The sequence below is a fragment of the Bacillus sp. 05T22 genome (genome assembly GCF_056396765.1).
The window spans coordinates 15,353-41,007 of the sequence record NZ_JBFTMC010000006.1 but is presented as its reverse complement, the minus strand read 5'-3'; the positions used below and the strand labels follow the sequence as shown (position 1 = coordinate 41,007).

The following is a 25,655-nucleotide window of genomic DNA, read 5'->3' as shown; positions in this document are numbered from 1 at the left end:
AAAAATAGAAAAGACCCCTAGTCCTAAAGACAAGGGGTCTCGCTGCTTTTTGTTATATGGTATAAATAAAATCAGGTTCCATGTTAAATTATAACACGGATATTTATACATGTATATAGATGGTATATTAATAAGTCACAAAAAGTATTTCTAATTTTTTTACTGGTCACACAATTAAATTAAGCTCATATTTCCATAAAAAGACCAGTACACAAATACCAATTATCCCCCAAACCATAAATAATCAAATTGTGTTATCGGCCCGAAAGAAATAAAGGCAGTGTATTCCTTAAATTTGTAAAAAACAATTATAACAAGCCATATTTAAATGTTTACTTTGGCCTGTTGTCCAAGTAGGCTACTAAACAAACCACTTTCATCTTTCGCCAGTTGTGTAAAACTACCATGTTGAATAATTTGTCCTTGATCCATTACAATAACCTGATCAGCTTTACTTATAGTAGATAGTCTATGTGCAATGACAATAATTGTCATACTTCCTTTTAGTCTTTCCAGCGCCTCTTGTATTTTCGCTTCATTTTCAGCATCTAGAGCACTTGTTGCCTCATCCAGTACTAAAATAGAAGGCTTTCGAAGTATCGCTCTAGCCAGAACAAGACGTTGTCGTTCTCCTCCTGAAAGCTTGACTCCCCTATCGCCAATCATTGTATCCAATCCTTGCGAGAGCCTGCTAACAAAATCAGCGGAAGCAGAAAATTTCAACGCTTCCCAAAGTTGTTCCTCACTTGCATTTGGCTCAACCATTCTCAAATTGTCTCTTATACTGGCATTAAATAAAAATGGATCTTGAGGAACATAGCTAATGGATTTCCTCAATGATAATAGGCTCTTACTTGTTAAAGGCTTGTTATCTATTAATAATTGACCGCTCTCCGGCTGCATAAGTCCCATTACGATATCAATTAATGTACTTTTTCCAGCACCGGAACGCCCCGAGATAGCTGTCATACAATTTGCAGGGATGCGCAAATTAATATCTTTGAGCGAATACACAGCATTTTCTTTATTGTAGCGGAAAGAGATATTCTGACACTCAATAGATTGTTCTACCTGAATAGGATTTATACCATTATAATCCTGCTCTATATCTTGCAATTCTATACTTTTCTTACACTCTTCCTGTAATTGCAGCAAATCTTTAAAAGCGGGAAGATTCGCTGCAATTTGTTCCATGTTTGATTGTATACCTGCAAATCGTGGCCACAAACGAGAAAATATAAGAATAATTAATAATAATTGCTCAGTTTTCGTCTGAAACAGCTTAACAGATAGAAAGATAAGACTAGCAATGAAAACAGCTGATGCAATTTTATAAAAGAGTTGAGAATTATTTCTCACCTTAATATATGCAAACTGTTCACGTTCCACATCTTCCACCCAATTACGTAACCACATATAACGAGATCGTTCTAGTGTATTACTCTTAATATCCTTAATTCCATTAAAATGATCAGTTATACCTGCAAGATACGCTTTTGAATTCTCTGAGGTTCGACCACCTAATCTTTTTGATTTTTTAATAAATCTTCGTGAAAGAAAGGCAAGTACCACAGCGCAACATAGTACAAAAATTGTTATATCTGCCGCTAACCAAAAAGCAAAACCAATCTGTATAAATGTAAACATTAAAGAAGTGAGCAACTGTAAAAATAAATTAGTGCCTGCGCTAACGCGCCCTAATTCCGTTGTCAAAGAATTGATAAGATCTGATTTTCTCTTTTTCACAAAAAAACTCCAGTTGGCCTGCAACAATCCACGATAAATTTCCAATCTCAAATGATTAATAAAACGTATCTGGATTTTCGCATTACGAACTGTTATATTCCTTTGCAAAAGCGCTTGTCCCACGACCAATATAATATATATTCCTAATACAAGTGGTAATCCTAAATTAGTTGGAAACTCACCTAGGAATCCAAGAACCCCTGAAAGAGGGCTTGCCTGTTCATTCATCTTCGCAATACCGCTAATACTTATCATAGGAATTAATAATAAAATGCCGATTCCTTCTACAAGACTGACCAATACCATTCCCATGAGATTAACAATGAGAATGTTTCCAGTAAAAGAGTATAATCGCTTTGTAAAATATAAAATATTTCTCATTTTCACTTCTCCTTACGGTACCTCATTTCCCTCCAAATCCATAAAATCGGCCGCAAAGGGAAATATAAAACATGCAGTTGTTTTGGCAGTGGTAAAGTTTCCACATCCTGAGGATAAGGATACAACCAACTAAGATGAAACAGTAGCTTTTGAGAGCTTGTCTTTAACAAATATAAATATCGCTCATGATATTTTGAAACTTCTTCTGGAACGGGATCTGTATGCAAGTTAATCATATTTTCCAAGTAATATATAGCAAGCTGCGCTAATTGCGTTACCCTTCTCCCTGACATTAATACTTTTGCCTCTTCTTCTATTATAAGAGTATCTAAAAGCTCAGAAGATAAAATAAGCGCCTGACCTACCAGCTGCTTACATCCATATCTTTTTAACAGAACAGTAAGTTCTTTCCAATCTATTTCTTGCCTTACCATACGGTCAATATCTGTTAACCATCGAAGCCTGGACCAACCATGCCTAGTCCCATGAGTCACAAGAAACATAAACAAATCCTCTCTACCTAAAAAATAGACAGGATAATTTGTAACAGGACTCGTCCTCTTTCGCCCCCATAACTCATCGAAGCGTGGTTCCTTTCCCGGTCCTGGGTGTAGTCGCCAATGAATCTCCAATTTCACCTTACTTATCGGATGCATGTAAGTTGTATGGTGGCGTCTCCACTTCCATTCATTCATAACCGTCGGAAAATCATCCTCTTTGACATAACCATTCTTTACAAGTAATTCGTTCACTTTTCCAAGATCATCTATAGGAACAAGGGCATCCAGATCCCCTGATGTTCGAAGGGAAACATCTCCATATAGGTCTGCGCCAAGAATAGGGCCCTTCAAAAATAGAAGTCGAAGTTGGTTTTCAGCAAATAATTTACTTACCTTTCCCATTTCCCCACTTAAATGAAGCATATGGAATGTATTCCTTTTAAAATATGTACTTAATACTTGCATAACATTTGATGGAACTAACTGTTTATCAATAGATTTCATTTTTGGATAAATGAACGCGTACATACGATGATGCAGCGCCAGTTTCAAAAATTTGTTCCAATCAATATTTATGAACCAGTCTCCCGGGATTTCTTGTATCTCTTTATCTTCTTTCTTTATAATTTCAAGTAACAATTTTAGTTCTTTAGGTAAATGACTCAAATCAAGATTACAACCGGTATACATCTCATTCTCCTTCAAGATTTTTTTACCCTATCCTTTTTGCAAATTTACCAACAACAGTAAACCTCTTCATTTCTTCTACGCCAGTAATATAAAAGGGCCCGCTACGTAACCACGCATGGGCAATCATATTTCCTGTCTCATCTTTCGCGGTCCCTAAGTAAAGGGTGCTTTCAATCTGTCGCTTCTCCAACATTTTCATTGCAGCGATAGCTTTAACGAGACACTGGCTTTCCCAAAATGTATAACGGCTCATCATATGCACTGCTTGAGAAATTTTCCTTAACGTAATCTTTTCCGATTCATCATAGCTTAAAGACGTTTCTGCCATATGAATTCCTAATATAGGAGCAGCTTTAGAAAACGGTATACTTTTAAGAATACGAGCCCAGCCTAAATAAAAGAAAGCTTCTATAAGTAATAATTTTGTTCCCATATCGAACGACAAGAAAGCTTTGGCTTTATTTATGATATTCATCGATCCTACTCCTAATCTATTAAATCTGGAACGTTCAATTAAAGATCAAAGTTTTTCATCAACCGAGATTAACCCTTCTGCATACAAATGATTTAAGAAAGAGAGTACTTGTTCCTTACATTCTGCCTCTTCAATCATATATCGAGACAATAATATATCAATCACTTGATTGACAGATATTAATTCATTAATTAAACTCCAAATTTCACCACCTATACCTCCTAAGTTATAGTATTTCCCATTATGGATGCTCATCATCACTTTCTCCCCATCCATATCGCTCACTACATTTTCCTGACCTTGTACAACAAAACTGTGTAATGAAATTGCTTGTTTACTACTCATTATTTTTCCCCCTCTTTTAAAGACTCTAGAATTTTGGATACTAAATCATGTGCCGTAAACTTTGAAATAGGACGTCTCAATTGAAACATATCTATTTTGTTTACGATATTTGTAGAATGCATAAAATGCCATTCCATCATCCCCAATCGTGGGATTAATGAATTCCTATATGTATGACGCAGCAATGTACGTAGTCTCTCCAGTCCTTCAATCTGCTGAAGTTCAACATCCCCATTTTCTACTTTCACTAATTCGAATACACCTGCCAATGGTAATGGTTCCTCGAAAAAGTTAGCTGTAACAGGGACAGCATATTTAGTTTCCCTTTCAAATAATGGCTGATAATGCGCTGTCTCCATTCCGAACTGATCAAGACTCTCTTTCCATAACTTTTGTTGCGGGTAAGATGGTGTAACAAAAGGAGTATTATCCTCAGAAAGAGACACAGCAATTACATCATCGCTTAAAAGCTGATAGCCTTTGCTTAAAAGGGCTGATGCAAGAGTTGATTTTCCAGCTCCCGATCTTCCTACAAAAGCATACGCCTTTCCATTGATGGCTATTGCACTTCCATGCAGAGGGAGTATTTTTCTCTGCATCAACAATGCCCCCATACAAGTCCCAAGAACATAAAGCCGAATCTTATCTTGATCGGACCCTTTCATAGGTGAAACAATAATTTTTTCTCCATTTTGAATACAAAACGTAGCAGTTTCGGGGATTTGAAACATAATTAATTCTTCTTCAACTACAAATACTGACTTCGGAGAAGATAACTCTCCCCATAATTGGGACAAATCTGCAGTTTCTATTTTTACGTCTACTTCATTTTCGTAATTACTTACTTGAGGCAATTCCGGCAGGGGAATCTCACTTAATAGGGCTAATCCGAAGGCTTTGTAAATCTCTTTCTTTACAGTATGTATCATCTTTCTCACTCCAAATAGTTGAAAAATTGATTAAAAAAAACCCTTATACCGTAATTAAACTATATAAGGGCTGTAAAGCATATAAATCTCATTTAAATATTAGTGCATTAGCTGTGGTGAAGTGCGCCTTGCTCATCCTCATCTTCAAAAACTTGGTCAACAAGTCTCTTTCCAGGTCCAGCCATTGTCATGTTGATATCAAGCACTTCTAATACTGGTGATTGCCATTCTTGTTTCATAATTTCACCCCCTTTCAAATATATTTTTTGATAAATCGATAGACAATAAGACTACGCATTAAAATTCTAAAATCCGGATCAAACACGTATTCTACTTGTGGTTCTCCTTGAATTTTCAAAATCGCACTCTTAATAATCTCTATATTAAAAAAGTTAGAGGCCACTGGGTCTTTACTAAGCTGCTGAAGTTCCTCGATAAACATTTTCCATGAAGGAATCATGCGATGAACCACATCAGCTGCCTGTATTCCCCGCACACGTTGATTTAATCTTACTTTGTCAGGAAGAAATCCTTTTGTGGACCTCCGGACAAGTGCACGATTTAGGCCATTTTGAACAAATTGTTCGAGTGGTAACGATAAACAGAATCGAATTACCCGTAAGTCATTCGTTGGATCATGCCCTTGTAAACCATAGCGCAAGGAGAGCTTTGTTCCACTTGTACCCGTTGTATTCCACAAGTTTAGCTGTTCAAAATGTTTCTGCCTTATTTCATATATATTTGGGATAGAAGCCCCTGTTACTTTCACACCATGTTCTTCAAGCTTTCTAAATACATCAGTACGTTTTGCAAGTTCTGAATTAACTAGCGTTGGCAGTTCGTATTGCTGTTCCGAGGAAAACATGTTGTTTATCGATGGAAATGCTTTCTTCCCTACAACTTTCAGTATTCTCGATTTTTTGACCCCAACGTTCTTACCATACAAATCAATTTCACGATAAAGTTGCAACCAGTTGAAGTTTTTAAGTAAAATCGCATAATAATCTAAAGCTGGCCCCCAAGAGATTGTGAAATTTCCTCTCGCTCCATTTAAGAGCACCCCAATCCCTTGTTGTTGGGCTTTTTCATAAATTCCTTTCACCCAGACGGAATTTTCGAAAAATTTATATGGCATCTCCATAATCTCAAGCCAATCATCAATTTCTGAGAAAGAATTTTCTCCCGGAAAATTCAAATAATTCCCTTCAATATTCCCTACATGTTGTACTGTAGTTTGAATAAATGGCTTTTCATCAGCAATCGTATGACCACGAGTCCAATCAGTAAACCCTTCTGCAGGTACTGAGCTGAATGTATATAATTTTTTGTTCTCTTTTTGCAGGGCTCTCGCAGCAAAGCTAGCAACAGCACCTGAATCTAATCCCCCACTTAAATGAGAACCAACATTACGATGAGTACGTAACCTTGATGTTACTGCACTTTCAAATACGTCCCTGAACGCCTCTTCATAATCTTCATTTGATTTGAGTTGCAACTGCTCCTCTACAAATAGTGTGTCGTATTTCGCAATACTAACTCTTCCCTTAACTACGGAGATAGTATGAGAAGGGGGGACTTGCTCTATATTTTTATGCACTGTTGAAAATGCATCTATTGTATCAAGCATATTAGGTATTGCTAAATATTCAGCTAACCATTGCTCATTCAATTCCTTCCCGACGTACGGTAAAGAAAACAGCGGTTGTATGCTAGTACAAAAAGCAAATTGATTTTGATTGCGGTAAAAGTAAAAAGTCCGACTTCCTGAAAAATCACGTGCACCAAAAAGTAATTGCTTTCTCTCATCCCAAATCATAAAAGCAAAATCACCAATTAGATACTTTGGTACATGCTCTCCCCACTTTTGATAAGCGAGTAAAATCAACTTACTATCAGGCATCTCTCTTCTATGTACCTTTTCTACTTGCAATCTATCGAATAATTCATTGCGATTATCAATAATAGCATCAGCAGTTATAACCAATTGTGTTTCATAATCATAGTAAGGTAATTGTTCATTAATAGATTCAGATGTTATCCATTTTGCATGGGAGCCCAAAAAAATATTTTCCTTGTGCCATATATCGGTATTGTCACCTGGATAACGAGATAAATCCTTCATGATTCCAATCCTATGTTCAGGTGGTACCGGTTCTCCATTTAAATGATAAATTCCGGTTATTGCACTCATTTTTTTCCTCCCACTACGAGACAATTAAGGGAAAACCCGATGGATAAGCCAATTACCAGATATATCAAAAAAATGTTATTAATATACCAGAAAAACCTTTCCTCAAACTACCTCGTTTACGCATAACAAATTTTAAAGCCCGATTTTATAGCCTTAAATCTATTTTCAGTTGAAGTGTTCAAGCTTCCAGGTTACCTATCCTATTGTAAACCCTTGCATTTTAATTTTCTCAAAAAAAAGAACAAAGGTTTGATTTTCTTAATTCGAATCAAAATATTACCATCTGAATTTTATATGAATAAAAATTCTTGAATTTAATATACCAATAAAACGTTTATATTCTTTATAAAGAATATAAAATCAGATTACCATTTCACTATTGTATTGTCAAGCATCTATATACTCAAAAAAATGAATATTTATGTATCTTTTTTAGCAACTGTAAGAACAAATAATACAGTAAAACTTTAATCAGTAGGAGGTTCTACATACCTACTGAATATTGATCTCATCAATCGAGCTTTTACGAGCATTCCATCCATCTTCTTAATGTTCACAAATAGCAGGATAAACATTATATCTTACAAATACACAGGAGAATTTTCATCTTTTTATATTTTAAAAATTTCTGTGCTATGATATTTTATATAATTTATTATTAACCTACTAATTAAAGTTGATTTTTCACGTGTTATGTTCTCTATTACTTTATTCTCCTGCTTCTTTAATCGAAACAGGAGAATAACCTTTTTATATGTATACCATTTTTACAAAGGGGGTGATATAATATGCGTTTACCACTAATAATGCTAGCAAAAAATATAATTCGCATTTACCACAAGATTATGTACGCTTACTATTTCACTCTTTATAGGGATTGCTGTGATTTTCATTCAAAAAAAATTTTTTTCCGTAAAATGAAATTTCACAAAAACGGCACTGAATGAGATATTAAATCCTCCTAGTTCATTAATGCCTTTCTTAATTAAAGCTCTTTCTATTTTTTATCTTTACATGCCAGCGCTTACCGTCAATATATTCTTAATACATGTAATAACTCTTGTCTGATCTTTTTCTGTCATACCTGATCCAGATGGAAGACATAGACCGGTTTCAAATAGTTTTCTAGCAATATCTTCACGTTCACTATGAGAATAATAAGTTATTCCCTCAAATAGCGGTTGCATATGAAGAGGTTTCCAAACAGGACGCGCCTCAATGTTTTCATTTTCCAGTTGTTTCAGTAATGTCTGAATCGATACTCCTGTTTTTTCTTCATCTACAGTAAGAACTGTAAGCCATCGGTTTGAATAAGTATCCTCTAACTCAGGCATAAACTGTATACCTGGGATGTGAGATAATTCTTGATAATATCTATCGAATATTCGTCTTCTTGCATGTACTCTCTCTTGTAAGACCTGCAGCTGCGCTCTACCTACACCCGCTAAAATATTACTCATACGATAATTATATCCAACCTCACTATGTTGGTAGTGTGGAGCCGGATCTCTTGCTTGAGTAGCTAAAAATCTTGCTTTTCTCAATGCTTCGACATCATTCGAAACAAGCATACCTCCGCCCGAGGTTGTAATGATTTTATTTCCATTGAATGAATAAACACCGAATTTTCCGAATGTTCCACTCGCTTTACCTTTGTAGGAAGAACCAAGTGATTCCGCTGCATCCTCCACTACTGGAACATTATATGTATTACATAACGAAAGAATCTCATCCATTTTAGCGCTTTGTCCATATAGATTCACAACAATTACTGCCTTCGGAAGTACCCCTTTCTCTTTTGCATCACGTAATGCACATTCTAAAGCCTGCGGTGACATATTCCATGTTTCAGGCTCTGAATCAATAAATACTGGTGTAGCCCCTAAATATAAAATTGGATTTGCGCTCGCTACAAAGGTAAGACTTGAACAAAACACTGTATCTCCATCTCTTACATCCAATAAGCGAAGTGCCAAATGGATAGCAGAGGTTCCTGAACTAACTGCAGCCGCATCAAGAACTCCAACATGGGATGAAAGTTCACTTTCAAACGCATCTACATTTGGACCAAGTGGAGCAATCCAATTCATATCAAATGCTTCCCCTATATATTTTTGTTCATTACCGCTCATATGTGGAGCGGAGAGATAGATTCTTGTTTTTTCCTGCGAATATGTCACTTTAAACACTCTCCTATAATTCTTTTTTTATTACCCTAGCCGGAATACCCACTGCTGTACAATTCGCTACAATATCACATATGACTGTTGCTCCCGCACCGATAATAGACCAATCTCCAATTGTGAGATTTTGAATCACATTAGCTCCTGCTCCTACATGTACCCCTGTCCCTACAATAACAGATCCAGTCAATACAGCATTAGGAGAAATATGCGCAAAATCTTTTACCTTATTGTCATGTTCAACAATAGCGCCTGTATTGACAATAACGTGATTCCCAATCTCAACATCTGCATTAATAATTGCACCGGGCATCACAACCGTACCAGCTCCAATCTTTGCACTTAAACTAACAATAGCCTGTTTATGTATAAGCGTCGCATAGCGATGACTGGGAATCTCTAACTGCTCCATAATTATCTTTCTTGTTCTGTTATTTCCTATAGCTATCACGAACTTTGTATCTACATGCTCATCCATTAACTTTACAGCTGCAGAAATAGGTCCAAAATAAACGCCATCCTCAACTTTTAACTCTTTATACACATCATCTAATTGCGCAATGATTTCATAATTTCCATATGATAGGATAATATCTCGGATTACTTTACTATGGCCACCTGCCCCAATCATAATTATTCGCATCCATCTCACCTCCTCAAGAATTCTTTGTACCATTAAATTTTTCCACAGTTACATGCCCAACCTGATTGATTCCTTCTGACTTAAATACTTTCTTTGCCGTTAACAACAAAATTTTCATATCAAGCCAAAAAGTCCTATTATCGACATACCACACATCAAAATCAAATTTCTCTTCCCATGAAATTGCATTTCTTCCATTCACTTGAGCCCATCCTGTAATTCCTGGTCTTACCATATGCCGCCTAGATTGTTCTTCTGTATATAACTCTAAATATTCCATTAATAGTGGTCTGGGACCTATTAAACTTAAATCTCCTTTTATAACATTGAATAACTGTGGCAACTCATCCAAACTACACTTTCTAAGAAATCCCCCAAACTTAGTAAGCCTTACATCATCAGGCAACAGATTGCCGTTGCTATCTTTCTCATCAGTCATAGATCTAAACTTGTAAAGAGAAAAAGACGCACCATGTAATCCCGGGCGTTGCTGCTTAAATATGATGGGGGAACCTAACTTACATCTAACTAATACGGCTACTATACTAATAGGAACTAACAGTAACACCAATAATGATAAAGAAACGAATAAATCAAAAAATCTTTTCATAAATAATTATACTCCAATCGAAAATTTTTTGGAGAGTTCCCCACAGAGCAGGATTCTAATCTTCTAATTGTTTTTGGTAATTCTCCCCAATTTAATCCTACCCTCAGTTTCATATACATAACATGAAAGTCATTTGCAGTGTATATTCTTCTATAAATTTCTTCACTCAGTATGTTATAGATACAATCCTTCGTTTCCTAAAGTATCGGACGCCTAAGCCCATAATAAAACCGCTATATTTTTATACAAAGATAGCGGTTTATTATTTCTACATTCAGTTAATGATAGTATTATCTATTAATCTAGCATTTGTACTTGTGCCAATAGATACATCATTGAATACATATTTGGCCGTAGTCATCACCTTGTCCCTAATCAGTCAGTATGAACTAAGAAGGGCTTCATTCCATAGTCTATAGTTCACAGGGCTTTCTCTAAAACGTATGGTAATAGAATTTAACAATATCTTAGTTAAAATTAATAAGAAATTTTCTTGTTTAAATTGAATTTTTTTAATAACTTTTGTGAAATCCCTCTAATAATCCCAAATAAATATTTAAACTCTGTTGTTTTATAAAAAATCAATATATAAATCACATTAGGAACTATGATACAAATCATTCCCTTTAACAATAATTCCAAGAAATTGCCTGATAACGTGAAATTGCTCAAGAAACTTGTAATAAAATACGTTCCTATACCTATCGCTGCGTAGTAGGAGTATTTCAAGAAATAATCCATTACAGACCTATTAAATACATTTTTGTATACTAAATAAGGAGTAATCCAGAAAGGAACAACAAGCACACTTACAAGTGTACCAATAAAGACACCTATTATTCCCATATACTTAACTAATACAATAGAAATTACTAAATTAACAGCAGCTTGAACCAAAGGCGCATATCTATCCTCATGAAAAACACCCGCTGTAGTTTTTACAGTCGTTATGGAATTCCTCATGCCCCTTTCATAAAAAATAATTATTAATACAAGCAACACACTTTTGCTCATAAGATACTCTGTTCCAATCCATAAAGTGATAAAAGGTTCTATTGTAATGCATAAAAGTATAGAGAAGAATGAGTATAACCAAAAATTTAAAAGCATATAGACTTTATACACACTATAAACTTTCTCTACGCTTTCCTCTGCTACTAAATTTCCTACACTATGATATGTATTATTAAAGATTTGATAAGTAAAGTTTCTACAAATATCTATTAACATATTATAATTAGAATATAATCCGACTGCCGCCACACTGATAAATGAAGATATAATAATGTTATCAGTACCCAATACTAAATAATTCCCTATGTTTTGTAGTACAATCGCTTTCACATTCTTAACAATTTTCTCTTTAGTTTCAGCATCTAATACACCCGAAACTTTCTCTTTTAAAAATGGATACATCCTGTTGACTATAATTGCCAAAACAATGCTAGTAGCGACTGTTATCACACTATCAATAACTAAGTATAGAATATAATTTTTTGTAAAATGAAGTATTCCAATCTTGAGACAAGCAGATGCAATTGAAGATATAGAATATATTCCTGTTACAATATAACCCTTTTGCGAAACACTTAAGAATGAATTCTTATGCATGTACAAATAAGGTACAACTGTATTGAATAGAAAAATAAGATAAATCCAATGGATATTTTCGACATTCGAATCTTTAATGAAATAACCAAGAAATGGCATCAAGGACAATCCAAGTAACAAGACAATTAAGGCGATTACCATATATGCTTTCCGATACAATCTCATAAGTACGTTAATCTTTTCTTGATCGTTCTCTGCGACCGGCTTATAAAGACTATACATTATACTAGCACCTATCCCTGCCTCAGCTAAAGAAAGCATGGATAATATATTGGTAAGGAATCCATTTATACCTAAATATTCAATACCTAGACTATTGATAAATACAGTTCGTGAAATGAAGCTTAAAGATGTAACAATGATTTGGTTTCCGATCCCAGCAGATATATTAATTATGGAGTTTTTTATCCTCATTTTAAGACCTTCTTGATATAATTTTTTTACATTTGGCCAAAAAGATAGCTGCCATTAAAGTAACCGGTTGAATACCTAAGTATTCTGCGGCCTTCTTTACATTTAAATTAGACTTAACAAAATCGTAATATAAATTATAATAGGATAATCTACCCTTTGGACCACACTTATAAAATTCAATTTGCTGCTTCATATAATATGCTGTACCTTTAGGACTTCCGGCGAATATCTCCTTCATATTTTGAGTTAAACCATCCTCTAAATAATTACATATATATATTGTTTTATTAAACCATCTTATTTTATAACCTTCATAAGCCATTTTATTCCATACTGTATCCTCTGTCATAAATTTTTCCCCTTCAAACTCACGAAACTTATATTTCCTTAATATATCAGTATAAAAAACTTCAGCCTTATCTCCCGTTATATTATATGTATTCCGTTCAAGTGAAGTTGCATCAATATATTTACCTTCAAATGTTGTCCCTACGAGGTCCTCAATACTCCCCCCTTTATTACCCGAAACACCACAAAATAGCTTTTTATCTTCTAGGGTATTTTCCCAACTTACTATACTTTCTAAAGCATCTTCTGTAAGATTATCATCAGAATCTACTATAAAGAACATTTCACCTTCAGCCAAATCGACAGCCCTGTTAATCGCTCTATGTTTCCCTCCGTTTTTGACTTTATAATACCGTATGGGAAATGGGTTTTTTTCTAGTTTCCACATCTTGAATAATTCCTCTGTATTATCACTTGACCCATCATCAATAACTAGCCATTCAAAATCCGTATATGTTTGTTCTTGTAACGATCTATATAATTTCTCTATGATATAACTCCTGTTGTATGTTGGAGTGAATACTGTTATTCTCATTTAATTCCCTCATTTTTATCCTAACTTTTTCTTTCCATCTATTCACAGTAATCATTTCAGTTAATTGTTTGCCTATTTCAAGACTTAACTTCTACAAATGAAAATATATCTTTTAATATCACAAAAAGAAAATCCATTTATACTCCCTCTCGTTTACGTACTAAATCTATTACACTTTATTCTACTTGTTATCTTTAGATATTAATTTTTTCGAGCTATGAAGAAGAAAATGTTTGTTTTCTAGGACTACATTTAACAATAATCTTTTATGAAAATCTCTTATTTAAGGAACTCTTTTGGTAAAGACACTTGTATCTTTTGATGTTTTTTTTGAAAACCAAAACGAATTTTCTTACGTAACGGCTCTTCATAAAATTGATAAATTACTGCACTTAACAATAAAGAAACTATTAAACAAACCACAAAACTATATGTATTTTCTAACTTCAAGAAATCCAAGTATCGTATCACTATTTGGTGAATCATATAAAATGAGAAACTAATTTCACCTAAGTAAACAAATAGCCTTTGTGATAATAATTTTGAAAATATACCGCATTGAAATGAAAAGGTGAAAATTAACAAGCACCATAGTGGAACAAAATAAACACCACGAACAATTCCTACATCTAATTTTATCGAATACGATAATAAAGCAATGGATAAAAGTAAACATAGTAGTTCTAAAACAGTAAATATGTTTTTGTTAAAGTTTGCTTTATCGGATTTTTCAATATAAATCAATCCCAAAAGTATACCCGTTGAAAATTCGAACAATCTAGTAACCGGAAAAATATGTAATATCCAAATGAAAAATGGATTATCTTCATCCAAGTTTTTATTCAATAGAAATAAAATTATCCATACTATCAAGAATACCAATATGGATGTAATGATGTTCTTTTTAACTTTAAGTTTCATAAATACCCATAACAGAAAAGGAAACATAATATAAAAGAAAGCTTCAACTGATAATGTCCACGAAACGCCGTTAAAATTGAAATAAGTACCCTGACTAGGTACAAAGCTTTGTACCAATAGCAAATTAATGATTGACATAAAAGCAAGTTTTATAAAATATAAACTATTAGGGTGAAAGTATAAAATAACTAATGGTGCAGAAAGAAGAAAGGTTAATACATGAACTGGATATACTTTAGAAAATCTTGCTTTATAGAATTTTTTGATACTGTGTTTATTTAGCTCTGTAAATTTAGAATGATAGTTATAAGCTAAAATAAAGCCAGATAAAACAAAAAAGAATTGAACGCCCGCTGAACCTAATTGATATTGGCTAAACACACCCATATGGAATAAGAAAACCATTAGCGCAGCAATAAACCTAAATGACGTTAAAGAGTTTAACATATGATTCCCACCTTTCTCATTTCCCCAAAAAATAAATGGTTCGAATTTTCGAATCACTTATTTTCTTTATCAATAAAGTTGCCTCATACAAATATGAGTAAAGGGGATGAAGGTTTAGTTCCTACTTAAATATGAATTGATTAATCTAATGCAGAACCCTTGAGTAAACGGCAATATATTGAACAGTGTGGAATACACCCCTATGTCTTTTGTATCGCCTTGAGAAAAGTCAACTGCCCCATCTTTCCTCGTAACTTTCATTAAATAACTCATAGCCTTTTCTGTGCTATCTAGGCATTCTTTTGATACCTTCTCTATCTTTGAGGCATTTAACATAAACCAGCCTAGCGTAGCTGTAGCGGAAGAGTCAGACCTACTCTCATTTCTAGTTACAGTCCAATTCCAACTACCATTATCTTGTTGAAAGCTCATTGCAGCTTCCGCGAATCTTTTAACACTTTCTTCGAAAGCAAATTTATATTTACTATCTTGCGGCAATTCATTCCACGCATCTATAAGACCTATAGCAAACCAACCAAGTCCTCTTCCCCATCCGTATAATCCAAGAGGAACTTTATTCTCAATCTTGTAAACATGACATGGTAGTGAATGTTTGTCTAACATTCCATATTGCTCATACTCTTTAATTTGTTTCACTGCTAAATTTATACACTCTTCCTCGTTATATCTAGTACCATAACAAACTAAAAAGGGGCATATAAACCCTATAGTATCTACATATCTGTAGCTTTTCATAAACTTCCTATATTCTACTGTGCCGTCCTCACCTATATGATCCTTAATCATTTCCCATGTATAATCTAATGCTTTTTTGTATTTGTTTATATCAATATTTTCCAACTTCATAATAGCGTAAGCAAGTATAGCTCCGTCTATATGCTTAGGTTTTTCTAACCATTGACCCTTACTATCAAATTTCGAATTCAAAAATTTTTCAATCTCAGATTTCATTTCCTTATCATCATTATGTTTTAAATACTCGGATAAGCCTAATACTAATGATGCTTCTTGCCAATGTTGTATCGTGCTTTTCGTATAATTTCCTTTCAACATATCTATTACAACTAATCTTGTATTGTCTGTTACCTTTATTTTTGGTGTGTTTAGTAACCACTTAGACCCTTTTTTAGTTATAGTCTCATTCCATATGGGTTTATCCTCATATCTCCCCATATGAATTCTCAGTACCCAATCTTTTATTACAGGTACTAAGTCTATGGTAATAACCATTAAAATAATAAAAATTACAATATAGCTCAAAATTTGAAATATCATCTTTATATTGCCCTTTCAACGTGAAAATAATTTAAATACTCATTTAACATATCCAACAGTACTACCTAATTCTTCTGACATTTTAGTACACATATCTGGTGTGATATTCTCACCTATTGTCCAGTTTTTATCATAACGATTTGCTGTCTTTAGATTTAATTTGTGCTTATTGATATAATCTTTTGTTTTCCCTATAATTTTCGCGGGATTTCCTCCAACTATGCACCCTTCCGGAACCGATTTTGTTACTACACTTCCCGCGGCCACAATAGCATTTTTCCCTATTGTAACCCCCGGCATAATTAAAGCCCTTGCCCCTATAAATGCATGGTCTTCTATTTTTACTTTCGCTATTTTTGTATAATCTAAATACCGTTTCGTACTGGCGTCATGTGCAAGGAGATAGACTTGAGGTGCAAATGTAACATTATCACCTATTTCTATTAGCCAACAATGAGCATAGTCAATTGTACTTCCAGCTAATCCACTACAATTTTTTCCTACCTTCATACCCCTTTGCAAACACGCTTCTACCGTTAAATCCTCAAGAGATACCATTCCTAATCTTACCATTAAAGATTTTTTTATCCGATTAAACATAATTGCCCCCAGTGAATGTATTTCATTATTTAACTTATTTTTAAACGCTACACTTAACTGTTTATTAAATTATACAAATGATTCACTTCATCCTCTGTCCCTAATTCTTCTTTCTTGAGATTATCGATAAACTTACTTCTTAATTTTTCTTCTTTTATTAATAACTCAAGATGATTTGCCACTGACATAGGGTTCATCTCTGCAATTACTCCATTGATATTATTTCTTATATGATTATTAGCTGTCTCAAAATTAGTAATTAATATTGGTTTTGCCAGTATTTTTGCCTCATCTATAGAAATAGATTTACCTTCATATCTGGATGTCTGTATATATATATCTGCTTGCTTTATATATGGATATGGATTTTCTTTTATACCTAATAATTTCACTCTTTTTTCTAGTTTTTCTTCCTTTATAATTCTTTCAAGTTCTTCTCTTACGTTACCTTCTCCAATCAAATACCATTTAAGATCGTACCCTTTTTTTATGAGTATATTAAATGCTTCTAAAGAGATATCTAATCCCTTTTCTTTAGCCAATCTTCCTACCGAAATTAATGATATACTTCTATCGTTCTCTTCTTTAAAACCAACTTTCTCTAATGACATTTTCCTTATCATTCTTGAAGAAACTATATTGTGTATACATCCAATTTCTTTTCTATATTCAGGGAAATTATCCCTTAAAATATTAACTAGCTCTTCTGATACAGTCACTATATGATCTAGTTTCGCAAAATAAAATTTTTCTTTACTATAATCAATCCCTAATTTATTATAATCCGTGTGTATCCATCCAATCTTTTTTTTCGCTTTTACCTTGTCTACACAGAAATATATAGGGTTTTTTTCTTGAAATCCTATCGCTACATCATATTCCTTATTGATTTCATCTATTGATTTCGACATGTATTTCCATATTTTTTGTTCGATTATAGCTCCATTCGTTTCTGTCTTAGCCAGATACCCTAATACTCCTCTAGAAAATGTCGTTTTAAAATCTCCTATTTTCATTAATTCTGTCAAAGACCTTTTTATAGGCATATCAAAATATTTATACTTTATTGGTTCAGGTAATAGAGTGACTTCTTTTGGTAACTTATTTATAAATATTCCTTCATGCTTAAATAAAAATAAATCCACTTTGTATTTAGAATAATCTATAACGCCCAATAAAGAAATTAGGGCTTTTTCAGCCCCACCACAATTTAAATTATTCATTATAAATAATATATTTTTTTTCATGAACCTCACCCATTATAGAATTTCATATAACTTATATATTTCTTCTTCCGTTCCTAATTTCTCTTTCGAAAGGTTATTTACTAATTTTTTTCTTAATTCTGTATCTTTTATAAGCCTCTCAATTCCTTTTGCAATAGCCTCCGGCTTCATATCTACAATTAATCCATTTATTTCATTGTCAATTTGATCTTTCGCGGTACTAAAATCAGTAACAAGTATAGGYTTATTCAATATTTTCGCCTCATCRATTGCTATAGATTTCCCTTCAAATTTAGATGTCTGTGCATAAATATCTGCTTGTTTTATATACGGATAAGGATTAGATTTTAATCCTAACAATTTGAAATTGTTTTCTAATTTATTTGCTTTTATCAAATTAGTCAGTTGTTCTCTTTCCTCGCCCTCACCTATAATATTCCACTTTACTTTATACCCTTTATCTATTAGTTTCTTACAGGATTCTATAGCCATTTCAAAGCCTTTTTGGTAGTGCAGCCTACCTACTGAAAGTATAATAATTTCATTATCTTTCTTAGTATAAACATACTTATTTTCCTGGTTAGCCATTTTATGTATCATTGTCGGTGATACAATATTATAAATAACGCTTATCTCATCTTTTTGATTAGGAAATCTGTTTTTTAGGATATTGGCACACTCTTCCGATACTGTAACTATATTGTTTAGCTTTCTGAAGTACAAAGCATCAAAGTTCGAATCCATCCCTAATTTATTATAGTCAATATGTACCCATCCTATTTTCTTATGTGCTTTCACCTTATCTACACAAAAATATGTAGCGGTTTTTTCTAAGAACCCTATAGTAGCATCATACTGTTTCTCAATTTCCTTTAAAGACTTAGCGATATATTTCCAGCTGTATTGTTCCTTTATCGATGTATTTTTTCCTGCTCTATTCTTTATGGTGAACATACATCTATTATAGGCTAGCGATATTTCTCCTTTTAATAAAAACGTTTTGACCGATTTAAACAAAGGTAAAGTAAACGTCTTATATGTTTCTGGTATAGGTAAAATTTGTACATCTTTTGGTACAAATTCCATAAATATACCTTCATGGTTAAACAAAAATAAATCTACATTATATAACTGATAATCTATTTGAGATAATAAGTTTACTAGACTCTTTTCTCCACCACCAGCAGATAGACTAGGCATAACAAATAATAAATTTTTTTTCATAATATACCTCGATTTACTTAGCTAATTCTTGTAAGTATTCTACCGCTTTATATGACATTTTTTTAATATTAGGCATAGTTTGCTCTAGTTTGCTCTTCAATTGACCTTCTTCTCTTACCATCTCATCGAATTTAGCTTTTAATTTATTACTATTAGATATTTCTTCTATATTTAAGACTAATTTCTCTTCCCCAAATAAGTCTTTAGCTATTCCCTTCGATTTTATACTGTATCCCAATACCATAGTTGGAACACAATTTGAGTAAGCCGCTATCGTGGCATGTGTTCTAGCTCCTATAAAGAATCGCATCCTAGCTATATACCCTTTATATTGTATTGCATTTAAATTGTTTGGTAATATAATTACCCTACCTGTATTTTTAAATTCCTCATAATATGTATACAGAACTTCATAATCGTTATTCCCATCCTGCATAACATGCGGTGTGAGAGCAATTGTTGAATCTGTAGTATCTAGTATATGGTTAATTAAATCTCTTACTGCAACTTGTGAATCCTTGTTTCTATTCCATACAAGTGGACTAAAATTAAGACCTATTGTATTGCCCTCTTGCCATCCTTTAGGTAATTCCAGCTCTTCTTTCTCCATGGTAAATGCAGGATCTGCACACAATTTAACGTTATTAAGTCCCTTGTTTTTCAACATATTATAGGTAAGAGTTTCACGAGCTAATATTAAATCAAACTGTTTTAAGTCTCCTAACTTTCTCTCAGACATATCCTCTTCGCCTATAGAACATCCCCATAACACTAACTTCTTTCCTGCTGCTTTTACTTTTTTATTTATTTCATACAATGCAGGCTGTTCCCCGTAACAATAATTATCTCCACCTATAGATAAACATACATCCATATTCTTTATATGTTTAATTATATTATCTTCCATTTTAGCTATTGCATAAGATTCATCATTAAACAACTTTACTTTAAGTAAAGCCATCCACCAATCGTATGAGTACTTCGCTATATTCTTRGTAGAACCATCATATATTCCATCTAACTTTGTTATAATCTTATCTGTTTCAGGCTTACTTGATACCAAATATATCTTTGTTTCATCTACCTTTTCTTTTATGATATTAGTAGAGGAACGAACAATAGCCTCACATCCCCTATTAAGACTTCCACCATGGGCAAACATCATAATTTTCATACTTAAACTCCCTCACTATTATTTATTTCTGAATCTACTGTAAGCTGTAACGCAATACAGCCCAACAGTTGATTGTCTCTTTATTAAATTTATTATTAACCGCTCATATCTTCCTAGCTTGTTATAAATTTCACTATAATATATAGGTAGTGCCTCTCTCACATGTTTATTTCGTATCATACTTTTTACGTATTTATACCGCTTATTGAAACTTACATCTTTAGATGGTGTAAAATAAACATGTATATAGGACATTACACTATTAATAAACTTTATTGACCTTAATTTACTTATTCTTACTCTATCAATTTTATCAGTATATATTTGGGGTAATTCCATAGTATATACTTCTACAGCCCTCTGAAAATAATCTTTTTCGGATATGTTTCTGGTAGCACTACCAGCTACCTCCTTGTAATGGTAACCTACATAATCTACATATTTCATACGAGTTGCAACACTAAAGAATTCAACGTTAAACATTCCATCTTCTCCCAATGCAATTCCGCTTGGGAATTTAACGTTATTTTCTTTAATTAAATTATTTCTATAGATCTTATTTACAACAGTATTTAAATTATCTGCCTTAAGGAAATAAGGTAATRCTTCTTGCTCTATATAATCTTTTTCAAGAACAATATCTATAGGAAATGGATATGTTGTAATTACCTTATGCCCTTCCGCCTCGCCCTTAAAATTTGATATAACTACATCACAATTACTTTGTTTTACTGAGTTATATAGTGTTTCATACATATCCTTTTCTATACAATCATCAGCATCAACAAATCCCACATATTCTCCAGCGGCTAAATGTAAGCCCTTATTTCTTGCAATACTTACACCTTGATTTACTTGATTTATAAGTATTATTCTGTCATCTACTTGTTTATATCCCTCAATGATTTCTCTGCTATCGTCTATCGAGCCATCATTGATAAATATAAACTCACACTCTTGGAGTGTCTGATTTAAAAGTGACTCTATGCACCGAGTGATATATTTCCCTGCATTATAAACTGGTATTATTACACTTACTTTTTGGCTCATGCCTAAATCACACCTTTACGAGAAATCTCTTACGCTATCATCATAAATACACCTTTATTGTTGTCTCCTATACTTGATGTATTGATTGTTTAGGCGCCTATAAAGTAAAACTTTAATTAGTGGGGGTTTTCTTCATCCCCCACTAATTATTAGTTGAACGAATCGGGCTTTTACGGGCAGTTGATCCCCCACCTAACTCCTTTGTTTTCGCCGAACTTTGAGGTGGAGGTCTTACTACCCGTTAATGCGGGATAACTTTATATAGCTTATTCAACTCAGCGTTATTACTGTAATCCCTATCTCGCAAATTATTGATTAATGTTTTCCTTAGTTCATCATCTCTATATAAACTTTCGATGCCTTCGACTAACCCCTCTACACTTGAATCACATATAATGCCCTCAATTCCATCATCCAATTGGCTGGCTGCAGTAGGATAATTAGTTATCAATATAGGCTTTTCAAGGATTTTAGCTTCCGTAACCGTAACTGCCTTTCCCTCATATCTGGACGGCTGAACGTATAAATCACATAACTTCATATACGGATATGGGTTGGTTTGTTTGCCTAATAGTATAAAACTATCTTCTAACTGTTGTTCCTTTATCAATTCCTTAAGGTTAGATTCATCCGATCCGTATCCTATGACATACCATTTTATATTGTTTAACCCCTTATTATGTAATGCTTTAAGGGCTTTTATAGCAACATCAAACCCTTTCGCATATGACAACCTTCCAACCGATAAAATATTAAAAGCACTGTTACTTTGTTTATTAAAACTTACAGTATCTTCAGCCATCTTCTGAATAAATTTGGGTGAAGTAATATTTTCTATTTGTAAAATTTTATCCTTTAGCGATGGATATACAGTCAAAAATGCTCTTGTGCATTCATCTGATATAGATGCTATGTAATCAAACTTATTCCACATAGCAAAATCAATTTTATTATCAATTTCTAGTGTGCTATAATCTGTGTGAATCCAAGCTATCTTCTTATCAGCACTTACAGTATCAGCTAAAGGATCATGTGGCCATGCGTAACTAATCGCAAAGTCATACTTTTTTTTCTGTTTAGGCAAAAAATATGCTGCATACTTTGACACAAGCTGCATCTGAATATATCCCGAACCTTCCTTTAACTGTCTTTTTTTTGATATTCTCCCTGCCATATACTTACTTATTATTCTTGTGATTCCTGCCCCAAAATATCCTTCACGTATACATTGCACAATTGACTTCCTAAAGACGGTATATCCACCTATTTGTGGTAGTAAGTTAACTTTATTAGGTACTAAATTTAAGAACTCTCCGGTATGATTAAATATCAATAAATCTATGTTGTATGTATCATAGTCGAAGCTTTCCAGCATATTAATTAAGCTTCTTTCTATTCCACCAATTTCCATATCATAGATAGAGATTAAAACATTTTTTTTCATACGCTTCCTCACGTTCATGTTTTGTTTTGATGTAAGTAAATGAAAGCAATCGCAGTATATGAATTCATATGGAATAAACTTTTTATTAGCTGCTTAAACTAGTGCGATCAATACACATATTCTCTCTTTTATTCACAAATAACGTATTAGAAGGAATATGCCCTTTTACAACGCTTCCGGCGGCTATTACGGTATTATCGCCTATAACAGTATCCTTCAATATAACTACATTAGAACCAATCCAAACATTCTTCCCTATCTTTACCTCACCTTTTACCAGATGGCTATCTGCAGGGTTTTTATAATTATGGTCGTGGTCATTAATACACACATTTGGCCCTATCTTTGTACTTCTTCCAATCGATATTCTATTTACACAGTTGATATTACAGTTATCATTAATAAATACTTTTTCTTCTATATCTAATACTCCGTCAAAATCCAGTCTAATGCTGGCATTCTTTCTTACAAATACAAACTTTCCAATATTGACTTTTGAACGCTTATTGAAAATCTCAATCTTGCTATTTGCTTGAAGAAAAAAGATTGAACACTTTATATTACGAAAATATATTGCCTTATAGAAGGCACCTCTTAATGCACCAATTACATGTGAAATATTCATTAGTATAGTAAAGTACAGTCCTCTATTACGGCTTTCTGCAACTATCGTTTGAACTATTTTCTTGAATATCTTAATCATGTGTATTCTCCTTAAAAGCTTCTTTTCCTATCACATATTTTCTTAGCCTAGCAATATTATTTCCACCTATTATTTTCGCTAAAATCAATTTTATATTACCCTTGATTCTTACTTTAGGAGGCAACCAGCTTTTATAAAAATGATGCATTGCATATGTATTTTCAGTTATAAATTTTCTGCAATTGATATAATCATATGGAGAAAAATAAGTTTGTGGATAAAAAGCTCCCATACCGCTTATTTCTTGATATTCTCCATTTAATTCCAATCCTGCATTTTTTAGTATATTAGTTACAACCGCCACATTGGTTAAATCATCATGTTTTCCATCCTCTTTGATGAATCCTTTTCCTTCATATGAATCCAAAAACATTTTAATCAGCTTATTTCCTTTCATAGCTCCTATAGTACTTGTCGCTATGTAATTTTCCTGTTCAAATCCCCAAAATGAATCATGATGGAGCATATTATCAAAAGGTTTGAATACCTCTACATCGGTATCTAAATAAATACCTCCAAACTTATAAAGAACATATACTCTTACATAATCACTTACAAATGCAAATTTCTTCGCATCATAAGCTTCTTTGACATATAAGTTACATTTTATGTCAAAATTGTTTTCATTCCACTCAATAATTTCATATTCTGGGAGGTTCTTCTTCCAGCTATCTATGCATTTTTGTACGATCTCAGGTTTCTCTCCACCACCAAACCAACAATAATGTATGATTGATGGAATTTTCCTCACGTTCTCCAATTGATACACTCTCCCCGATATGCTTAAATTTATACTTAAAAGTAGGGGTTACTGAAAAATCTATAAAGATATATATTTACTTGTATAAATGATACCTAAACTTATTACACTCTCGTAAAAATAATAAATGAGATAACACAATAAAAGTCCGTAATATACGAAATTCCTATCCTTTTTAGAAAATAATACAACAATCCATGAAATTAAAATTAATTGATATAAACTGAAATAAATGGTGAATCTTGCAAATATCCAATTTTGCGTTGAAATAATCATGAACACTAAACCAATTAAAGACATGTTTACAATGTAATCACTTTTCGGAAAGACTTCTCTTAATTTTTCTCTTCCAAGATATGCAAGAACTATTGGCACAGCACTAACTGCAACACGTAATACGTTTGCTCCTCCCTCTGCAAAGTCCTTGTAGTGTCCATACTGAGTTGACTCTAATGCCGAGAACAAAGCTGATGAGAATTGGTTAAACCCAATTACTATAATGACCGAGAAGAACAGCAATACATATGTATCCCAAGCCCAAGCCTTTCTCCTAACCAAAAAGTAAATTGGAATTAAAACAAGCGCTGACTTATGAATCATGGCTGCTAAAAGTACAATTAAAATATATTTTTTCCAATTTCCATTAAAAATATATTTTGTGGCTAGAAAGACAATAGATGCTGCTAAAAACTGCCTGATTCCATTCATGGATACTAAATACATTCCACCTGTAATATATACAAATAAGGCTAATTCAAACATCCGGGAGTATTTATAAAGAGTTATTACAATTAATACATTTGTCACTAAGGCGACAAAAAACACCATTATCTGCGGATCTTTTGAGAAGTGTTGCAGAAACATCTGTAAAAGATCAAAACCAAAATCCCCTGAGAAATCAATATTGCTCCAACTGAATTCATTGTGGGCATAGGAATACATGTAAAAATAAGTATCACCAATATTATTTCTAAGTCCCGATACAATAACAAGAGATGCCATTGCCAAGAAACTAAGCATTTTATTTGGTTGAACCGGAACGATCCCATTGCTCATGCTCTTTGCAGAATATCTTGAAAAAAAAGATAAAATGTAAACTACAAAAAGGTTTATCCATAATATAGTCATTCCATAACTCCTTCCACGCAGCAAACAAGCAAGTAACTTAGACATGCAAAAGCACTGAAGAAAATAGATATATTTACACAT

23 protein-coding genes are annotated in these 25,655 nt (G+C 33.2%); all 23 read right to left on the bottom strand.

The annotated features are described in order from the left end of the window. Nucleotides 1–324: 324 nt before the first annotated feature. Nucleotides 325–2,127, bottom strand: a complete 1,803-nt coding sequence (locus tag AC1DIT_RS03580) for an ABC transporter ATP-binding protein (protein ID WP_016132426.1) — start codon at nt 2,125–2,127, stop codon at nt 325–327. A 2-nt stretch (nt 2,128–2,129) separates the two neighbouring features. After that, nucleotides 2,130–3,317, bottom strand: coding sequence for a nucleotidyltransferase domain-containing protein (locus tag AC1DIT_RS03575; RefSeq protein ID WP_016132427.1), 1,188 nt, complete (start codon nt 3,315–3,317; stop codon nt 2,130–2,132). A gap of 22 nt (nt 3,318–3,339) precedes the next feature. Continuing rightward, on the bottom strand, nt 3,340–3,792 hold the full coding sequence (locus AC1DIT_RS03570) for a lasso peptide biosynthesis B2 protein (RefSeq protein WP_001021513.1): 453 nt from the start codon (nt 3,790–3,792) through the stop codon (nt 3,340–3,342). A gap of 45 nt (nt 3,793–3,837) precedes the next feature. Beyond that, a complete protein-coding gene (locus AC1DIT_RS03565) occupies nt 3,838–4,137 on the bottom strand; it encodes a lasso peptide biosynthesis PqqD family chaperone (RefSeq protein ID WP_016112624.1) in 300 nt (99 codons plus the stop codon). Continuing rightward, nucleotides 4,137–5,066, bottom strand: coding sequence for a hypothetical protein (locus AC1DIT_RS03560; protein ID WP_016112625.1), 930 nt, complete (start codon nt 5,064–5,066; stop codon nt 4,137–4,139). The genes AC1DIT_RS03565 and AC1DIT_RS03560 overlap by 1 nt, the downstream gene beginning before the upstream one ends. Before the next feature lie 107 nt (nt 5,067–5,173). Continuing rightward, the gene (locus tag AC1DIT_RS03555) at nt 5,174–5,305 is read right to left on the bottom strand and encodes a paeninodin family lasso peptide (protein ID WP_000808480.1); all 132 of its coding nucleotides are present in this window, start codon (nt 5,303–5,305) and stop codon (nt 5,174–5,176) included. A gap of 14 nt (nt 5,306–5,319) precedes the next feature. Next, nucleotides 5,320–7,257, bottom strand: coding sequence for a lasso peptide isopeptide bond-forming cyclase (locus tag AC1DIT_RS03550; RefSeq protein ID WP_016132428.1), 1,938 nt, complete (start codon nt 7,255–7,257; stop codon nt 5,320–5,322). Nucleotides 7,258–8,267: 1,010 nt separating this feature from the next. Then, nucleotides 8,268–9,437 carry a DegT/DnrJ/EryC1/StrS family aminotransferase gene (locus AC1DIT_RS03545; RefSeq protein WP_016112627.1) on the bottom strand — a complete coding sequence of 390 codons (1,170 nt, stop codon included), beginning with the start codon at nt 9,435–9,437 and terminating at the stop codon, nt 8,268–8,270. 13 nt (nt 9,438–9,450) lie between these two features. Next, the gene (locus AC1DIT_RS03540) at nt 9,451–10,083 is read right to left on the bottom strand and encodes an acetyltransferase (protein ID WP_016131132.1); all 633 of its coding nucleotides are present in this window, start codon (nt 10,081–10,083) and stop codon (nt 9,451–9,453) included. Nucleotides 10,084–10,096: 13 nt separating this feature from the next. Beyond that, nucleotides 10,097–10,693, bottom strand: coding sequence for a sugar transferase (locus tag AC1DIT_RS03535; RefSeq protein WP_016132429.1), 597 nt, complete (start codon nt 10,691–10,693; stop codon nt 10,097–10,099). 477 nt (nt 10,694–11,170) lie between these two features. Then, nucleotides 11,171–12,718 (bottom strand): lipopolysaccharide biosynthesis protein, encoded by a 1,548-nt coding sequence (locus AC1DIT_RS03530; protein WP_016132430.1) that lies wholly within the window; start codon nt 12,716–12,718, stop codon nt 11,171–11,173. A gap of 1 nt (nt 12,719) precedes the next feature. Beyond that, nucleotides 12,720–13,601 (bottom strand): glycosyltransferase family 2 protein, encoded by an 882-nt coding sequence (locus tag AC1DIT_RS03525; RefSeq protein ID WP_016132431.1) that lies wholly within the window; start codon nt 13,599–13,601, stop codon nt 12,720–12,722. Nucleotides 13,602–13,880: 279 nt separating this feature from the next. Next, on the bottom strand, nt 13,881–14,969 hold the full coding sequence (locus AC1DIT_RS03520; RefSeq protein ID WP_016132432.1) for an acyltransferase family protein: 1,089 nt from the start codon (nt 14,967–14,969) through the stop codon (nt 13,881–13,883). Nucleotides 14,970–15,083: 114 nt separating this feature from the next. Next, nucleotides 15,084–16,265, bottom strand: coding sequence for a glycoside hydrolase family 88 protein (locus AC1DIT_RS03515; RefSeq protein WP_016132433.1), 1,182 nt, complete (start codon nt 16,263–16,265; stop codon nt 15,084–15,086). A gap of 39 nt (nt 16,266–16,304) precedes the next feature. Then, on the bottom strand, nt 16,305–16,865 hold the full coding sequence (locus AC1DIT_RS03510) for an acyltransferase (RefSeq protein ID WP_016132434.1): 561 nt from the start codon (nt 16,863–16,865) through the stop codon (nt 16,305–16,307). A 53-nt stretch (nt 16,866–16,918) separates the two neighbouring features. Then, nucleotides 16,919–18,112 (bottom strand): glycosyltransferase, encoded by a 1,194-nt coding sequence (locus AC1DIT_RS03505; RefSeq protein WP_016132435.1) that lies wholly within the window; start codon nt 18,110–18,112, stop codon nt 16,919–16,921. A gap of 12 nt (nt 18,113–18,124) precedes the next feature. Further along, on the bottom strand, nt 18,125–19,315 hold the full coding sequence (locus AC1DIT_RS03500; RefSeq protein ID WP_016132436.1) for a glycosyltransferase: 1,191 nt from the start codon (nt 19,313–19,315) through the stop codon (nt 18,125–18,127). A 13-nt stretch (nt 19,316–19,328) separates the two neighbouring features. Further along, nucleotides 19,329–20,489 carry a polysaccharide pyruvyl transferase family protein gene (locus AC1DIT_RS03495; protein ID WP_016132437.1) on the bottom strand — a complete coding sequence of 387 codons (1,161 nt, stop codon included), beginning with the start codon at nt 20,487–20,489 and terminating at the stop codon, nt 19,329–19,331. Nucleotides 20,490–20,507: 18 nt separating this feature from the next. Beyond that, nucleotides 20,508–21,539, bottom strand: coding sequence for a glycosyltransferase (locus AC1DIT_RS03490; RefSeq protein WP_476998062.1), 1,032 nt, complete (start codon nt 21,537–21,539; stop codon nt 20,508–20,510). 241 nt (nt 21,540–21,780) lie between these two features. Then, nucleotides 21,781–22,983 (bottom strand): glycosyltransferase, encoded by a 1,203-nt coding sequence (locus AC1DIT_RS03485; RefSeq protein ID WP_016112638.1) that lies wholly within the window; start codon nt 22,981–22,983, stop codon nt 21,781–21,783. Between the two features lie 85 nt (nt 22,984–23,068). After that, nucleotides 23,069–23,686, bottom strand: a complete 618-nt coding sequence (locus AC1DIT_RS03480) for an acyltransferase (protein ID WP_016112639.1) — start codon at nt 23,684–23,686, stop codon at nt 23,069–23,071. Further along, nucleotides 23,679–24,446: a glycosyltransferase family 32 protein gene (locus tag AC1DIT_RS03475; protein ID WP_016132438.1), complete on the bottom strand. Its 768-nt coding sequence runs from the start codon at nt 24,444–24,446 to the stop codon at nt 23,679–23,681. Before AC1DIT_RS03475 ends, AC1DIT_RS03480 begins: the two co-directional genes overlap by 8 nt. A 60-nt stretch (nt 24,447–24,506) precedes the next feature. Beyond that, nucleotides 24,507–25,574: an EpsG family protein gene (locus AC1DIT_RS03470; protein WP_016132439.1), complete on the bottom strand. Its 1,068-nt coding sequence runs from the start codon at nt 25,572–25,574 to the stop codon at nt 24,507–24,509. Between the last annotated feature and the right edge of the window lie 81 nt (nt 25,575–25,655).

What these genes read in the sequence shown, in the direction of transcription:
- AC1DIT_RS03580 (WP_016132426.1), bottom strand. Translation starts at nt 2,127, where the DNA reads ATGAGAAATATTTTATATTTTACAAAGCGATTATACTCTTTTACTGGA.
- AC1DIT_RS03480 (WP_016112639.1), bottom strand. Translation starts at nt 23,686, where the DNA reads ATGATTAAGATATTCAAGAAAATAGTTCAAACGATAGTTGCAGAAAGC.
- AC1DIT_RS03520 (WP_016132432.1), bottom strand. Translation starts at nt 14,969, where the DNA reads ATGTTAAACTCTTTAACGTCATTTAGGTTTATTGCTGCGCTAATGGTT.
- AC1DIT_RS03565 (WP_016112624.1), bottom strand. Translation starts at nt 4,137, where the DNA reads ATGAGTAGTAAACAAGCAATTTCATTACACAGTTTTGTTGTACAAGGT.
- AC1DIT_RS03505 (WP_016132435.1), bottom strand. Translation starts at nt 18,112, where the DNA reads ATGAAAAAAAATATATTATTTATAATGAATAATTTAAATTGTGGTGGG.
- AC1DIT_RS03485 (WP_016112638.1), bottom strand. Translation starts at nt 22,983, where the DNA reads ATGAAAAAAAATGTTTTAATCTCTATCTATGATATGGAAATTGGTGGA.
- AC1DIT_RS03560 (WP_016112625.1), bottom strand. Translation starts at nt 5,066, where the DNA reads ATGATACATACTGTAAAGAAAGAGATTTACAAAGCCTTCGGATTAGCC.
- AC1DIT_RS03540 (WP_016131132.1), bottom strand. Translation starts at nt 10,083, where the DNA reads ATGCGAATAATTATGATTGGGGCAGGTGGCCATAGTAAAGTAATCCGA.
- AC1DIT_RS03550 (WP_016132428.1), bottom strand. Translation starts at nt 7,257, where the DNA reads ATGAGTGCAATAACCGGAATTTATCATTTAAATGGAGAACCGGTACCA.
- AC1DIT_RS03575 (WP_016132427.1), bottom strand. Translation starts at nt 3,317, where the DNA reads ATGTATACCGGTTGTAATCTTGATTTGAGTCATTTACCTAAAGAACTA.
- AC1DIT_RS03530 (WP_016132430.1), bottom strand. Translation starts at nt 12,718, where the DNA reads ATGAGGATAAAAAACTCCATAATTAATATATCTGCTGGGATCGGAAAC.
- AC1DIT_RS03570 (WP_001021513.1), bottom strand. Translation starts at nt 3,792, where the DNA reads ATGAATATCATAAATAAAGCCAAAGCTTTCTTGTCGTTCGATATGGGA.
- AC1DIT_RS03535 (WP_016132429.1), bottom strand. Translation starts at nt 10,693, where the DNA reads ATGAAAAGATTTTTTGATTTATTCGTTTCTTTATCATTATTGGTGTTA.
- AC1DIT_RS03510 (WP_016132434.1), bottom strand. Translation starts at nt 16,865, where the DNA reads ATGTTTAATCGGATAAAAAAATCTTTAATGGTAAGATTAGGAATGGTA.
- AC1DIT_RS03525 (WP_016132431.1), bottom strand. Translation starts at nt 13,601, where the DNA reads ATGAGAATAACAGTATTCACTCCAACATACAACAGGAGTTATATCATA.
- AC1DIT_RS03555 (WP_000808480.1), bottom strand. Translation starts at nt 5,305, where the DNA reads ATGAAACAAGAATGGCAATCACCAGTATTAGAAGTGCTTGATATCAAC.
- AC1DIT_RS03470 (WP_016132439.1), bottom strand. Translation starts at nt 25,574, where the DNA reads ATGACTATATTATGGATAAACCTTTTTGTAGTTTACATTTTATCTTTT.
- AC1DIT_RS03515 (WP_016132433.1), bottom strand. Translation starts at nt 16,265, where the DNA reads ATGATATTTCAAATTTTGAGCTATATTGTAATTTTTATTATTTTAATG.